At 67.9% G+C, this 14,188-nt stretch carries 10 protein-coding genes; 1 reads left to right on the top strand and 9 read right to left on the bottom strand.

The genetic code is table 11. The features are described 5' to 3' along the window. Positions 1-6: 6 nt before the first annotated feature. Genes murD through mraZ form a run of 9 tightly spaced genes read right to left on the bottom strand, consistent with a single transcriptional unit; the run spans position 7 to position 11,424 of the window. A complete protein-coding gene (gene murD, locus C1O66_RS01550; protein ID WP_102766234.1) occupies positions 7-1,872 on the bottom strand; it encodes a UDP-N-acetylmuramoyl-L-alanine--D-glutamate ligase in 1,866 nt (621 codons plus the stop codon). A gap of 16 nt (positions 1,873-1,888) precedes the next feature. After that, on the bottom strand, positions 1,889-3,067 hold the full coding sequence (gene mraY / locus C1O66_RS01545; RefSeq protein ID WP_102766233.1) for a phospho-N-acetylmuramoyl-pentapeptide-transferase: 1,179 nt from the start codon (positions 3,065-3,067) through the stop codon (positions 1,889-1,891). Positions 3,068-3,071: 4 nt separating this feature from the next. Further along, a complete protein-coding gene (locus C1O66_RS01540; RefSeq protein WP_102766599.1) occupies positions 3,072-4,475 on the bottom strand; it encodes a UDP-N-acetylmuramoyl-tripeptide--D-alanyl-D-alanine ligase in 1,404 nt (467 codons plus the stop codon). Positions 4,476-4,489: 14 nt separating this feature from the next. Further along, positions 4,490-5,989: a UDP-N-acetylmuramoyl-L-alanyl-D-glutamate--2,6-diaminopimelate ligase gene (locus C1O66_RS01535; RefSeq protein ID WP_102766232.1), complete on the bottom strand. Its 1,500-nt coding sequence runs from the start codon at positions 5,987-5,989 to the stop codon at positions 4,490-4,492. A 4-nt stretch (positions 5,990-5,993) separates the two neighbouring features. Beyond that, complete coding sequence (locus C1O66_RS01530) at positions 5,994-7,793, bottom strand: peptidoglycan D,D-transpeptidase FtsI family protein (RefSeq protein WP_102766231.1); 1,800 nt, start codon at positions 7,791-7,793, stop codon at positions 5,994-5,996. Between the two features lie 2 nt (positions 7,794-7,795). Further along, positions 7,796-9,673 carry a peptidoglycan D,D-transpeptidase FtsI family protein gene (locus tag C1O66_RS01525; RefSeq protein ID WP_102766230.1) on the bottom strand — a complete coding sequence of 626 codons (1,878 nt, stop codon included), beginning with the start codon at positions 9,671-9,673 and terminating at the stop codon, positions 7,796-7,798. Beyond that, positions 9,670-9,987 (bottom strand): cell division protein FtsL, encoded by a 318-nt coding sequence (gene ftsL, locus C1O66_RS01520; RefSeq protein WP_102766229.1) that lies wholly within the window; start codon positions 9,985-9,987, stop codon positions 9,670-9,672. The genes C1O66_RS01525 and ftsL overlap by 4 nt, the downstream gene beginning before the upstream one ends. 4 nt (positions 9,988-9,991) lie before the next feature. Further along, positions 9,992-10,996, bottom strand: a complete 1,005-nt coding sequence (gene rsmH, locus C1O66_RS01515; protein ID WP_102766228.1) for a 16S rRNA (cytosine(1402)-N(4))-methyltransferase RsmH — start codon at positions 10,994-10,996, stop codon at positions 9,992-9,994. Continuing rightward, positions 10,996-11,424, bottom strand: coding sequence for a division/cell wall cluster transcriptional repressor MraZ (gene mraZ, locus C1O66_RS01510; RefSeq protein WP_102766598.1), 429 nt, complete (start codon positions 11,422-11,424; stop codon positions 10,996-10,998). Before mraZ ends, rsmH begins: the two co-directional genes overlap by 1 nt. Positions 11,425-11,788: 364 nt before the next feature. Here mraZ and C1O66_RS01505 point away from each other — a divergent pair, with 364 nt between their 5' ends. Then, a complete protein-coding gene (locus tag C1O66_RS01505; protein ID WP_102766227.1) occupies positions 11,789-14,131 on the top strand; it encodes an ATP-binding protein in 2,343 nt (780 codons plus the stop codon). Positions 14,132-14,188 lie beyond the last annotated feature (57 nt).

Genomic DNA, 14,188 nt, shown 5'->3' with positions numbered 1-14,188 from the left:
AGAAGCTCACAGGCTCAAGCCCCGGTCTTCGGCCAACTGCTGCACGGCGGCCACAAAGACCTCGGCGCGGTGAGCGTAGTTGCGGAACATGTCCAGGCTGGCGCAGGCCGGGCTCAGCAGCACGCTGTCGCCACTTTGCGCTTGCGCCTGGCACCAGGCCGTGGCGGCCTCCAGGCTCTCATGCGACTGCATGGGCACGCCGCAATCGGCCAGGGCGGCAGCGAGCTGCGGGCCGTCGCGTCCGATCAAGGCCACGGCGCGTGCATGGCGAGCCACGCCGGCGGCCAGGGGGCTGAAGTCCTGGCCCTTGCCGTCGCCGCCGAGGATCAAGACCAGCTTGGCCGGCGCACGGTCGGCGCCCAGGCCGGTGATGGCGGCCACGGTTGCGCCGACATTGGTGCCCTTGGAATCGTCGTAGAAATCAACGCCTTCGATGGAGGCCACATGCTCGACGCGGTGCGGTTCGCCGCGGTACTCGCGCAAGCCGTGCAACATGGGCGCCAGCGCGCAGCCGGCGGCGCTGGCCAGGGCCAGGGCGGCCAGTGCATTGGCAGCGTTATGGCGGCCGCGCACGCGCAGGGCGTCAGCGGGCATCAGGCGCTGCAGGGTGATTTCTTCCTCGTCCTCGCCCTTTTTACGTTTCAGGGTTTCGTCTTGTTCGCGGGCACGCACCAGCCAGGCCATGCCGCCCTCTTCCACCAGGCCGAAGTCGCCCGGGCGGTCCGGCGCATCCAGGCCGAAGCGGGTCACGGCGCGCTGCACCGATTTGGCAGCGCGGCCGCGGCCTTGCTTGACCATCACGGCGGCCGGCACCAAGCCTTCGACCAGCGGGTCGTCGCGGTTGATGACCATCAGCCCGTTCTGGCCGAAGACGAAGGCCTTGGCCCGGGTGTAGGCGGCCATATCGCCATGCCAGTCGAGATGGTCTTGCGTGAGATTGAGCACCGCGCCGGCCGTGGGCTCGAAGCCCTGCACGCCATCGAGCTGGAAGCTGGACAGCTCTAGCACCCAGACCTCGGGCAGGTGCTCGAAGACCGGGCCCTTGGGGGGCGGCGGCTTGATGGGCAGGGGCGCCTCGTCGAGCAGGGCTTCGACCATGTCCAGGGTGCTGAGCGCCTCGGCGGCTTCTGCACTCGCGGTCGCGGGCACGGCCTCGGCCGGCGCGGGTTCAGCTGCTTCAGACTCTGCAGCGGGCTCGACAGCCAGCTCGGCCGGGGCTGCCTCTGCTTCTGTCGCAGCTTCGGGTGCGGCTTGAGGTGAAGCTTCAGATGCCACAGCTTCATCGGCCACCGGATTCGGCACTTCGGCTTCAGCAGCAAGCTCCTGCGGAACCTCTTCCGGCAGCACCGGCGCCGGCTCCAGATCCAGGGCCGTGCCCAGGGTCGTCAGCATGCTGGGGCCGATATTGCCGGCCACGGCCACGCGCTTGCCCGCACGTTCGGCCAGCAAAGCCGTCATGCAGGTGGTCGTGGTCTTGCCATTGGTGCCGGTGATGGCCAGCACGGCGGGCGCATAGCCGCGCTCGGACTTGAGATCGGCCAGGGCGCGGGCGAACAGGTCCAGCTCGCCCTGCACCGGCACGCCGGTCTGGCGCGCCTGGTTCAGCAGCGGCTGCAGGCGGGCATCCAGGGGCGACAGGCCCGGGCTCTTGAGCACCAGCTGCACGCCGATCAGCTCGTCGGCCGACAGCTCACCGCTGAAGAAACGGGCGGCCGGCACCTGCTCGGCCAGGGCCGCCGCCTGCGGCGGCTGCGGGCGCGAGTCCCACACCGCAATGCGCTCCGCACCATGGCGCGCCACCCAGGCGGCCATGGCCAGGCCTGAGTCACCGAGACCCAGGATCAGCACGCGCAGGCCTTGAAGATGCTTCATGCTCGCCTCGCCCGCTTCAACGCAGCTTCAGGCTGGCCAGGCCGACCAGGCACAGCAGCATGGTGATGATCCAGAAACGCACGACCACCTGCGTTTCCTTCCAGCCGGTCTTCTCAAAGTGGTGGTGCAGTGGCGCCATCTTGAAGATGCGCCGGCCCTCGCCGTACTTCTTTTTGGTGTACTTGAACCAGCTCACTTGCAGCATGACCGAGAGCACCTCGGCCACGAACACGCCGCCCATGATGCCCAGCACGATTTCCTGGCGTGTGATCACGGCCAGGGTGCCCAGCGCCCCGCCCAGGGACAGCGCGCCCACATCACCCATGAAGACCTGGGCCGGGTAGGCGTTGAACCAGAGGAAGGCAAGACCTGCCCCCGCCATGGCCGCGCAGAAGATCAGCAGCTCGCCCGCACCCGGGATGTAGGGCAGCAGCAGGTATTTGGAGAACACCGAGGAGCCGGTCAGGTAGGCGAAGAGACCCAGGGCCGAGCCCACCAGCACCACCGGCATGATGGCCAGGCCGTCCAGCCCATCGGTGAAGTTGACCGCATTGCTGCAGCCGACGATGACGAAGAAGGACAGCGCGATGAAGCCAAACACGCCCAGCGGGTAGCTGACCGTCTTGAAAAAGGGCACGATCAAGTCGGCCTTGGGCGGCAGATCGGTCGAGAAGCCGCTGCTGATCCAGCGGAAGAACAGCTGCACCACGCCCAGGAAGGAGGTCTCGGACACGCTGAAGGCCAGGTAGAGCGCGGCCACCAGGCCGATCAGCGATTGCCAGAAGAATTTCTCGCGGCTGCGCATGCCCTCGGGGTTCTTGTCTACCACCTTGCGCCAGTCATCGACCCAGCCCACGGCGCCGAAGCCCATGGTCACCAGCATCACCACCCAGACAAAGCGGTTGCTCCAGTCGAACCACAGCAGGGTCGAGACGCCGATGCCGATCAGGATCAGCACGCCGCCCATGGTGGGCGTGCCGTTCTTGGCCAGATGCTGCTGGATGCCGTACTCGCGGATGGGCTGGCCGATCTTCATCTCGGTCAGGCGGCGGATCACCCAGGGGCCGAAGGCCAGGCCGATCAGCAGCGCCGTCATGGCAGCCATCACGGCGCGGAAGGTGATGTACTGGAACAGGCGCAAAAAGCCCAGATCCGGGTAGAGGCCTTGCAGCCATTGAGCCAGGGTCAGCAACATGTCTTCAGGCCCCCCCTTTCGTGTCGGCCGTCTGCAGCAGGGCAGCGACCACTTGTTCCATACGCATGAAGCGAGATCCCTTGATCAAAATGTTCTGCACCGTCGGCGCGGACTCGGCCAGCGCGGCCAGCAGATCCGCCACAGTGGCAAAGGCGCGCGCCTTCGCGCCGTACGCCGCGGCGGCATCGGCCGCGGCCGAACCGGCGGTCCACAGCACCGCCAGGCCGCGCTCGGCGGCATAAGCCCCCACCTCGCGATGGAAGGCCGGGCCCTGGTCGCCGACCTCGCCCATATCACCCAGGACCAGCCAGGAGTCACCGGGCAGCTCGGCCAGCACATCGATGGCCGCGCGCACGCTGTCGGGGTTGGCGTTGTAGCTGTCATCGATCAGGGTGATGCGCTGACCGGCACGCTCGAAGCTCTTGAGCTGCGAGCGGCCCTTGACCGGGCGGAAATCCTCCAGGCCGCGGGCGATCACCGCCAGCGGCGCGCCAGCCGCCAGGGCGCAGGCCGCCGCAGCCAGTGCATTTCGCACGTTATGCAAACCCGCCACGGCCAGGGCCACCGGCGCCACGCCTGCCGGCGTGTGCAGCTCCAGGGCCCAGTGGCCGCTGTCCACCCAGCGGGCGCTGCCGGTGACATCGGCCTCGCCTTGCAGGGCAAAACTCAGATGCGGGCGGCTGCCGGCCAGCTCCAGCCAGATCGGTGCGCAGGCATCCTCAGCCGGAAACACCGCCACGCCGGTCGGGCCCAAGGCCTCGATCACGGCGCCGTTCTCGCGCGCCGCGGCCTCCACCGTCTGCATGAATTCCTGGTGCTCGCGCTGGGCGTTGTTGACCAGAGCGACGGTGGGTCGGGCGAAGGAGGCCAGCGGGGCGATCTCGCCGGGGTGGTTCATGCCCAGTTCGACCACGGCCGCGCGCTGCCACAGCGCCTCGTCCTGGCGCAGGCGCAGCAGGGTCAGGGGCACGCCAATGTCGTTGTTGTAATTGCCTTCGGTCGCCAGGCAGTTGCTGCCATGCCAAGCGCGCAGGATGCTGGCGATCATCTGAGTGACCGTGGTCTTGCCATTGCTGCCGGTGACGGCAATCAACGGCAGCTGCACCTGGGCACGCCAGGCCTGGGCCAGCAGACCGAGCGCCTGCTTGCTGTCCGGCACCTCGATGCCGGGCAGGCCGGCCTCGGCCAGGCCGCGCTCGGCCAGGGCCGCCACCGCGCCGGCCGCAGCGGCCTGAGGCAGGAAGTCATGCGCATCGAAGCGCTCGCCGCGCAGGGCGACAAACAGATCGCCGGCCGCCAGGCTGCGCGTGTCGCTGTGCACGCGCTGGATGGCGGTGTCGGGCGAGCCGATCAAGCGCGCCGTAGGCAGCAGCGGCAGCAACAAAGCATGGGCCTGGCCCAGGGTCATCAAGGCTTGGGCGCTCACAGGCCGGCCCTCCGGATCAGGGCGGCGCGCGCTTCGTCCACATCGGAGAAGGGCTGGCGCTGACCCTCAACTTCCTGGTAGTCCTCATGGCCCTTGCCAGCCACCAGGATGACGTCGCGCGGGCCCGCTTGCAGCACGGCCTGGGCGATGGCCTCGCGGCGATCCACCACACTGAGATGGCCGGCACCGGCCGGCAAGCCGGCTTCGATATCGGCCAGGATCTGCTGCGGCGCTTCGCTGCGCGGGTTGTCGCTGGTGACGATGACGCGGTCGGCCAGGCGGGCCGCGATGGCACCCATGGCCGGGCGCTTGCTGCGATCGCGGTCACCGCCGCAGCCGAAGACGCAGACCAGCTGGCCGCCGCGCGCCTGGGCCAGCGGGGCCAGGGCGCCGAGTGCCTTGTCCAGGGCATCGGGTGTGTGGGCGTAGTCGACCACCAGCTGGGGCAGCTCCAGGCCGTTGCCAACCCGTTGCATGCGGCCCGGCACGGGGGTGACGCGGCCGGCCACGGCGGCCACCGCGGCCAGGCCATGGCCCAGGGCACGCAGGCCACCGATCACGGCCAGCAGATTGGAGACGTTGTATTCGCCGATCAGGCCGGTTTCCACCAGCACCGCCTGCTCCGCTTCCTTGAGCGTGAAGGCCAGGCCGCCGGCACGGTAATGCAGATCGATGGCGCTGAGGCGTGCCTCGCGGTTCAGACCATAGGTCCAGACATCAAGGCGGCCCTGCAAGGCCGCAGCCAGCTCGGCACCCTTGGCATCGTCGAGATTCACCACCGCAGCCTGCAGACCCGGTCGATCGAAGAGCTCGCGCTTGGCGGCCCAGTAGGCCTCCATGCTGCCGTGGTAGTCGAGGTGGTCCTGCGTGAAATTGGTGAACAGGGCGGCGCGGATCTGCGTGCCGTCCAGGCGGTGTTCTTTCAGGCCGATGCTGGAGGCCTCGATGGCGCAAGCGCCATAACCCTCATCCTGCATGCGCCGGAAGGCGGCCTGCAGCAGCACCGGGTCGGGCGTGGTCAGGCCGGTGTAGTCGATCTGGCTTGGCAGCTCGCGGCCCGGGATGGGCGGTTCGCCCACGCCCAGGGTGCCGACCACGCCGCAGCGCTGGCCCAGCAGGCTCAGGGCCTGGGCGGTCCACCAGGCGGTGCTGGTCTTGCCATTGGTGCCGGTGCTGGCGATCACGGCCAGCTGCTTGGAAGGCTCGCCGTAATAGGCCGCCGCGATCAAGCCAGTGCGGGCCTTGAGCCCGGGCAGCGAGGCCACGCGGGCGTCGACAAAGCCATGGGCCTCCACGCCCTCGTCCTCGACCAGGCAGGTGGCGGCACCGGCCGCCAGTGCGCCGGCCACAAAGCCGCGGCCGTCACGGGCATAGCCGGGCCAGGCGATGAAGGCATCGCCAGCCTGCACCTGGCGGCTGTCGGTGCGCAGGGCGCCGGTGGTCCATTCCTGCAACCAGCGGGCGGCCGCTTCGGGAGACTTGAGTCGTGTCAACATGGTTTCAGAGAATCTCGTCCAGGGCCGGCGCGGGGCGCGTGGCCAGAATTTGGGAGCTGACGGTCAGATCCGGCGGCACGCCCAGCAGCTGCAGACTCTTGCCCACCACCTGGCTGAACACGGGGCCGGCCACCTTGCCGCCATCGTGGAAGCGGCCGGTGGGCTCATCCACCATCACCGCGACGATCAAACGCGGCCGCTCGATCGGCGCCAGGCCAACGAACCAGGCGCGGAACTTGTTCTTGTTGTAGCCACGGCCTTCTTGCTTGTAGGCCGTGCCCGATTTGCCGCCGACGCTGTAGCCCTCGCTGCGCGCCTTGAGCGAGGTGCCGCCCTGCTCGGTCACGGTCTGCAGCATGGCGCGCACCTGGCGGGTGGTGCCGGCGCTGAAGATGCGCTGGCCCTGCACGGACTCGCCGTCCGAGAGCTTGGTCATGCGCAGCGGGATGATCTCGCCGTCGTTCGCGAACACGGTGTAGGCGCGCGCCAGCTGTAGCAACGAGGTGGACAGACCATAGCCATAGCTCATGGTCGCCTGCTCGATCGGCCGCCATTTGTGGGCCGGACGCAAGGTGCCGGCGACAGCCCCGGGGAAGTCGATCTGCGGCCGGCGGCCCAGACCCAGGCTGGTGTAGAGCCCGTGCATCTCCTGGGCCGGCATCTGCAGGGCCATCTTGACCGTGCCGACATTGCTGGAGCGCTGGATGATCTCGGCCACGGTCAGCGAATCGCTGGGGTGGGAATCGTGGATGGTGGCGCCGGTGATGGTCATGCGGCCGCCATCGGTGGCGATCACGGTGTCGGCGCGCACGCGGCCGCTGTCCATGGCCTGGGCGGCGATGAAGGGCTTCATCACCGAGCCCGGCTCGAAGACATCGGTCAGCGCGCGGTTGCGCAGCTGCTCGCCGCTCAGATGCTTGCGCTGGGCGGGGTTGTAGCTGGGGAAATTGGCCAGGGCCAGAACCTCGCCGCTGCGCGCATCGAGCACCACCACCGAGCCGGCCTTGGCCTGGTTCTCGGCCACCGCGCTGCGGATGGCCTGGTAGGCGAAGTACTGGGTCTTGGCATCGATGGACAGGGCCACATCGCGGCCGTTGTGGGCCGGCACGGTTTCGCCCGCCGCTTCAACCACGCGGCCGAAGCGGTCGCGCATGACCGAGCGCTGGCCATCGCGGCCTTGCAAATCCTTCTGGAAGGCCAGTTCAATGCCCTCCTGACCCTGCTCTTCCAGATTGGTGAAGCCCACGACATGCGCAGCAGCTTCGCCCTCGGGATAGTGGCGCTGAAACTCGCGGTCCTGGAACACGCCCTTGAGCTTGAGCGCTTGCACGCGGGAGGCCGTCTCGCCATCCACCTGGCGGCGCAGCCAGACGAAGCGCGCGCTGGGATCGAGCTTGGCGCTCAGCTCCGCCTCGCTCAGGCTCAGGGCCTGAGCCAGGGCACGACGCTGGGCTGGGCTGGCATCGACCTCGGCCGGGATGGCCCAGAAGGAGGGCACGGCCACGCTGCTGGCCAGCACCTGACCGCTGCGATCCTGGATGCGGCCGCGGCTGGCCGGCAGCTCCAGGGTGCGCACCAGGCGCGAATCACCCTGCTTCTGGAAGAACTCGGTGCCGATCACCTGGACATAAAGCGCCCGGCCCAGCAAGGCGGCCAGACCGGCGCCAACCAGGGCCAGCAGGAACTGCGAGCGCCAGACCGGGGTGCGCGTGCTCAGCACCGGGCTGTGTCCATGGCTGAGGCTGCGCCGCAGCGACGGCGCCGGGCGGTGGGGATGGCGGCGCGAGAGCAGTCGCTTCCACATGGTCAGAAGCTCTCTTCCACGGCCTGGGCAGCCGCCGGCTTGCCGGCGCTCTGGCTGGCCACGATCATCGGCTTGACTTCCAGATCGGTGGGCACGCCCAGCAGGCGCAGGCTTTGCGACACCACCTGGCTGAACACCGGGCCGGCCACGGCGCCTCCGTAGTACACGCCGTTGCTGGGCTCATCCACCATCACCGCGACGATGATGCGGGGCTTGCTGATCGGCGCGAGGCCGACAAACCAGCTGCGGTACTTGTTGCCGGCATAGCCCTTGCCTTCTTGCTTGTGCGCCGTGCCGGACTTGCCGCCCACGCTGTAGCCGCTGGCCATGGCCAGCGGCGCGGTGCCGCCCGGGGCGGCGGCGGCCTGCAACATCTGGCGCACGTCGTAGGCGGTCTTGGGCGAGAAGACCTTGAGGCCGCGCACCGGCTCACCGCCGGGCTGATGCAGCATGGTGACGGGAATGACCTCGCCATCACGCGCAAACACGGTGTAGGCACGCGCCAGCTGCAGCAGCGAGGCCGAGAGACCATAGCCATAGCTCATGGTGGCCTGCTCGACCGGGCGCCAGCTCTTGTAGGGGCGCAGCTTGCCAGTGATGGCACCGGGGAAATCGATCTGCGGACGCTGGCCCAGGCCGATGGCCGTGAACATCTCGTGCATCTCACGCGGCTGCATGGTCATGGCCATCTTGACCGTGCCGACGTTGCTGGACTTCTGGATCACCCCGGCCACCGAGAGCTCGCCATGCGGGTGGGCGTCGGTGATCCGGGAGCCGGTGATGACGATGCTGCCCGGTGCGGTCTGGATGGTGGTCTCCGGCGTCACCCGGCCGGTCTCCAGCGCCAGCGCGGCGATGAAGGGTTTCATGGTGGAACCGGGTTCGAAGATGTCGGTCAGCGCGCGGTTGCGCAGCTGGGCGCCACTGAGGTTCTTGCGCTCGGTGGGGTTGTAGCTGGGGTAATTGGCCAGGGCCAGCACCTCGCCGGTCAGTACGTCCAGCACCACCACGGAGCCGGCCTTGGCCTTGTGCTCGGCCACCGCATCACGGATGCGCTGGTAGGCGAAGAACTGGACTTTGGAATCGATGGACAGATCGATGTCGCGGCCGTTGGCGGCGGGCACACGCTCGCCCACATCTTCATCCACGACCCGGCCCAGGCGGTCGCGCACGACCGAGCGCGAGCCGTCCTTGCCCTGCAGCGCCTTCTGGAAGGCCAGCTCGATGCCTTCCTGGCCGCGCTCTTCGATATTGGTGAAGCCGACCACATGGGCCGCGGCCTCGCCCTCGGGATACTTGCGCTTGTACTCGCGGTCCTGGAACACACCTTTGAGGCCCAGGGCCTTGATGTCGGCGGCCACCTGGTCCTCGGCCTGACGACGCAGCCAGACGAAGCGGGTGCTGGGGTCCAGCTTGCGCTCGAGTTCGGCGGGGCTGATGCCGAGGATCTTGGCCAGGGCGCGGCGCTTGGCCGGGTCTTCGTCGACTTCCTTGGGGATGGCCCAGATCGAGGGCACGGCCACGCTGGCGGCCAGGACCTGGCCACTGCGGTCGTTGATGCGGCCGCGGCTGGCGGGCAGCTCGACCGTGTGCACAAAGCGGGCCTCGCCCTGCTTTTGATAGAACTCGGTGCCGATCACCTGCACATACAGCGCGCGACCGAGCAAGCCAGCAAAGGCCAGGCCGACCAGGCCGACCAGAAAGCGCGAACGCCAGGGCGGAGTCTTGGAGGCCAGCAAGGGGCTGGTGGAATAGCTGACGGCGCGCGCGCTCTGCGGGCGCAGGCTGGCCGACTTGGCCGATGCGGCCTTGTGCGGGCGCTGGGTGGCACCAGGCGCCGATCTCTGGCTGCGGTCGCCGCCACCGAACCACTTCCTCATGGCCGGGCTCCAGTGCTGGCCGCTGCAGCGGCTACAGTGGCGCGAGCCCCTTGCTGATCGTCCACCTGCTGGCTCACGGCCGGGGTGATGCCGCGCATTTGCAGGCGCTCGCGCGCCACCTTTTCGACACGGATGTTGGTGGCCTGGGCATGGCGTTCGGCCTGCAGGCGCTGGCTGTCCGCTTCCAGACGGCGGCCCTCGGCCTGCTCACGATCAACGGCCGTGAAGAGGCGGCGCGCCTCGTAGGCACTGCGCACCAGCATCAGGCCGCTGGCCAGCACAGCGATCAGCAGGATGAAGTTCAGCCGCCCCACGGAATCAGCCGCCCGTACGTTGGTGGCGCCGCTTCTGGTGTTCGACCGGCAGCGGCGCGTCGGTGCGCTCGGCCACGCGCAGCACGGCGGAGCGGGCGCGCGGATTGGCAGCCACCTCGGCCTCGCTGGGCTTGATGCGGGCAATGGCGCGCAGAGGCAGCGCCTTGGGTTCAGCAAACAGGGCGCGGCGGTCGACGATGTCCTTGCTGTGCGCGCCGATGAAGGTCTTGACGATGCGGTCTTCCAACGAGTGGAAGCTGATCACGGCCAAGCGGCCGCCCGGGGCGAGCAGGCGCAGGGAGGCATTCAGCCCCTGCTCGAGCTCCTCAAGCTCGCCGTTGACGTGAATCCGAAGAGCTTGAAATGTGCGCGTTGCAGGGTTCTGGCCCGCTTCGCGGGTTTTGACTGCACGAGCCACGACTTCGGAAAGTTCATCGGTGCTTCGCACAGGACTCCCGCTCTCCCGACGAGCAACAAGCGCCTTTGCAATCTGAACAGCAAACCGTTCTTCCCCATAGTTCCGTATCACTTCCGCGATCTGGCGCTCATCGGCGCGGGCCAGGAAATCCGCGGCGCTCTCGCCACGGGTGGTGTCCATGCGCATGTCCAGCGGGCCGTTGAAACGGAAGCTGAAACCGCGCTCGGGGTTGTCGATCTGCGGGCTCGACACACCCAGATCCAGCAGCACGCCCTGCACCTGCTCGATGCCCAGACCGGCCAGCTGCGAGCGCATGTCAGCAAACGGCGAATGCAGGATGCGAAAGCGCGCATCGGTGATGGCGGTGGCGCCGCTGCTGGCGGCGGCAATCGCCTCCAGATCGCGGTCGATGCCGATCAGGCGCCCCTGCTCGCCGAGCTTGGACAGCAGCAGGCGCGAATGGCCGCCGCGGCCGAAGGTGCCGTCGACATAGCAGCCATTGGGGTCGTTGAGCACGCCCTCCACCGTTTCGTGCAGCAGCACGGTGGTATGGGAGAACTGGGCAGTTGGGGTGTCTTGTGGGGCGTCCATCAGAAGCTGAAGTCCTTGAGGGCGTCCGGCAGTTCGGATTCCATCACCTTGGCCTCATGCGCGGCGTAGGAGGCGGAATCCCAGAGTTCGAAGTGGCTGCCCATGCCGAGCAGCATCACGTCTTTTTGCAAACCGGCTGCGGCACGCAGCTCGGGCGAGATCAGCACGCGGGCGGCACTGTCGATCTCCACATCCATGGCATTGCCGAGGAACACCCGCTTCCAGCCGGCCGCCGACATGGGCAGGGCGGCGATGCGGTCACGGAAGGCCTCCCAGGCCGGACGGGGAAAGACCATCAAGCAGCCTTCCGGATGCTTGGTGACCGTCAGCTGCCCGGCGCACAGGGCCTGCAGCACCTCGCGGTGGCGTGTCGGGACGGCCAAACGCCCCTTGGCATCCATTGCCAAGGCTGAAGCCCCCTGAAACACAAAATTCGCCACGGCGACCCACCAAAATGCACTTTTCCCCACTTTACTAACCGAACCCCGGCCAGTCAAGGCAAATCGCAAAAAATTCCAATGAAATCAAGCACTTAGAAACAACTTCTCGACACTTTGCGCATCTAAAACTCGTTCAAAATGAAGGACTTGCAAAGCTGTCTGCAAGTGGAAGATGAACTTGAAAACAAGAAAAACTGTTGCAAGTCACATCGAGGCGCTGCGCGCAGCCGTTCCGCCGCCAAAATGCGCTTCAGCTTCCCAAGCGCTTGTCGAAAATCAAAGTCAAGCGTGTGAAAGTGTTCGAGGCGCCCGACAGGCCGCCGGCTCCGCCTGAGTGCATGACGAGGTCATATTGAGCAGAAAAGCTTCCAGCTCGCTGTTTTTCGCGATTGCGCTCGGCGCCAGCATCGGTCTGCTGCTGCCAGCCATGGCCGTGGGCGGCTTTCTGATTGGCCTGCGTGAACCCCAGGTGGCCGAGGCGGCGCAGCAGCGTGAACTGGACGCCAAGCTCGATGTGCTGGTCAGCAGCCTGCCCGAGCTGCTCTGGAACCTGGACACGGTGGCCGCACGCGAGGTGGTCTCCGCCATCATGACTTCGCCCGATGTGGTGCGCGTCAACGTCAGCGACGCCTCGCAAGGCCAGCCCTTCATCGAGATGAGCTTCCCCGAGCGCAAAAAGGGGCAGAGCATCAAGGGCGAGCGCGAGATCTTCCGCGGCCTGACCCGCATCGGCCACATCCAGATCGAGATCGACAACCACCTCAGCACCGCCGCCCTCACCCGCCAACGCTGGCTCTACGGCGCCACCGTGGGCGGCCAGCTGCTGGTCTCGCTGGCCCTGATCCTGGCCCTGGTCAACTCGCGCCTGATGCGACCGCTGCGCGAGCTGGGCGACTTTGCCAATGACCTGGCCGAAGGCCGCTTCAGCGCCGAGCTCAAGCCCGGCCGACCCGACGAGATCGGCCTGCTGGGCGGCCATCTGGGCCATATGCGCGATGCGCTGCAGCAGCAGTTCGAGGCCCAGCGGGCCCTGATCGAACGCCTGCGCGGCATGGCCGAGACCGTGCCCGGCGTGGTCTACCAGCTGCGCCTGGGCACCGACGGGCGCTTCAGCTTTGCCTACGTCAGCGAGGCGGTGAAGGACTATTTCCACCTGAGTGCGGCGGCCCTGAGCCAGGACGCCGAGCCCTGGTTCGCCCAGATCGACCCGGCCGACCGCGCCAGCGTGCGCGAATCGCTGCTGGCCTCGGCCCGCCATCTGGCGCCCTGGCAGCAGGAGTTCCGCACCCATTTCGGCGACGGCAGCGAGCGCTGGATCTTCGGCAACGCGATTGCCCAGCTGGAAGAAGGCGGCAGCGTGCTCTGGCACGGCTTTCTGACCGACATCTCGCGCCAGCGCCGCGACGCGCTGGAGCTGCTGCGCTACCGCCACCATCTCGAAGAGCTGGTCGAGGCCCGCACCGCCGAGCTGGCCGAGGCCACCCACGCGGCGCAGGCGGCCAGCCTGGCCAAGAGCGCCTTCCTGGCCAATATGAGCCACGAGATCCGCACGCCGATGAACGCCATCATCGGCCTGACCTATCTGGTGCAAAGCGACACCACCGAGCCCGAGCAGCAAGAGCGCTTGCAGAAGGTGGCCGACGCCGCCGAGCACCTGCTCAGCGTCATCAACAATGTGCTCGACTTCTCCAAGATCGAGGCCGGCAAGCTGCAGCTGGAGCACACCGAGTTCACCGTCATCCAGGTGCTGGACAACATCTCCAGCATGCTGGCCCAGCGCGCCCACGAAAAGCAGCTGCGCGTCCAGCTGGATCTGGACGACCTGCTGTCCACCCAGGTGCTGCTGGGCGACGCCCAGCGCATCACCGAGGTGCTGCTGAACTTTGCCGGCAATGCCGTCAAGTTCACCGAGGCCGGCTTCGTGCGCCTGAGCGCACGGGTGCAGGAGGATCTGGGCTCGGCCCTGCGCCTGCGTTTCGAGGTGCAGGACAGCGGCATCGGCATCGCCGAGGAAGCCCAGGCCCGCCTGTTCCAGGATTTCGAGCAGGCCGACAGCTCCACCACCCGCCGCTACGGCGGCACCGGCCTGGGCCTGGCAATCTGCCGGCGCCTGGCCGAGCTGATGCAGGGCGAGGTGGGGGTGCACAGCGCGCCGGGCCAGGGCAGCCGCTTCTGGTTCTCGTTGCAGGTGGACAAGAGCGAGGCCGAGCTGCCGGTGCTGCCCGGCCCGCCGCGCGGCACCGCGGCGCGCGAGCAGCTCAAGCAGTTCAGCGGCACCCGCATCCTGCTGGCTGAAGACAACGCGGTGAACCAGGAGGTGGCCGTGGCCCTGCTGGGCAGCGCCGGCCTGCAGGTCGATGTGGCGGGCGATGGCCAGGAGGCCTTGCGCATGGCCGGCGAGTTCGATTACGCCCTCATCCTCATGGATGTGCAGATGCCGCTGATGGACGGCCTGGACGCCACCCGTGCCATCCGCGGCCTGCCCCTGGGCCGGGACGTGCCGATTCTGGCCATGACGGCCAATGCCTTTGCCGAGGAGCGCCAGCGCTGCCTGGACGCCGGCATGAACGACCATGTGGCCAAGCCCGTGGTGGCCGAGCAGCTCTTCGCCACCCTGGCCAGCTGGCTGAGCCGCCGCGCCGAGCAGCGCCGCCTGCAAGCCCAGCAGCAGTTGCAGCTGCCGACCGAGCTCTGACGCAGCGCTTGCGCCACCCAAAGAAACGGGGCCTTGCGGCCCCGTTCTTCATGCCCA

This window comes from Paucibacter aquatile, from assembly GCF_002885975.1.
In the GTDB taxonomy this organism is placed as follows: domain Bacteria; phylum Pseudomonadota; class Gammaproteobacteria; order Burkholderiales; family Burkholderiaceae_C; genus Paucibacter_A; species Paucibacter_A aquatilis.
This window is presented reverse-complemented; position numbering and strand designations above follow the sequence as displayed.

Bases quoted from the DNA above. Each gene is read 5' to 3' on its own strand.
- murD (WP_102766234.1), bottom strand. From the start codon at position 1,872: ATGAAGCATCTTCAAGGCCTGCGCGTGCTGATCCTGGGTCTCGGTGAC.
- mraY (WP_102766233.1), bottom strand. From the start codon at position 3,067: ATGTTGCTGACCCTGGCTCAATGGCTGCAAGGCCTCTACCCGGATCTG.
- C1O66_RS01540 (WP_102766599.1), bottom strand. From the start codon at position 4,475: ATGACCCTGGGCCAGGCCCATGCTTTGTTGCTGCCGCTGCTGCCTACG.
- C1O66_RS01535 (WP_102766232.1), bottom strand. From the start codon at position 5,989: ATGTTGACACGACTCAAGTCTCCCGAAGCGGCCGCCCGCTGGTTGCAG.
- C1O66_RS01530 (WP_102766231.1), bottom strand. From the start codon at position 7,793: ATGTGGAAGCGACTGCTCTCGCGCCGCCATCCCCACCGCCCGGCGCCG.
- C1O66_RS01525 (WP_102766230.1), bottom strand. From the start codon at position 9,673: ATGAGGAAGTGGTTCGGTGGCGGCGACCGCAGCCAGAGATCGGCGCCT.
- rsmH (WP_102766228.1), bottom strand. From the start codon at position 10,996: ATGGACGCCCCACAAGACACCCCAACTGCCCAGTTCTCCCATACCACC.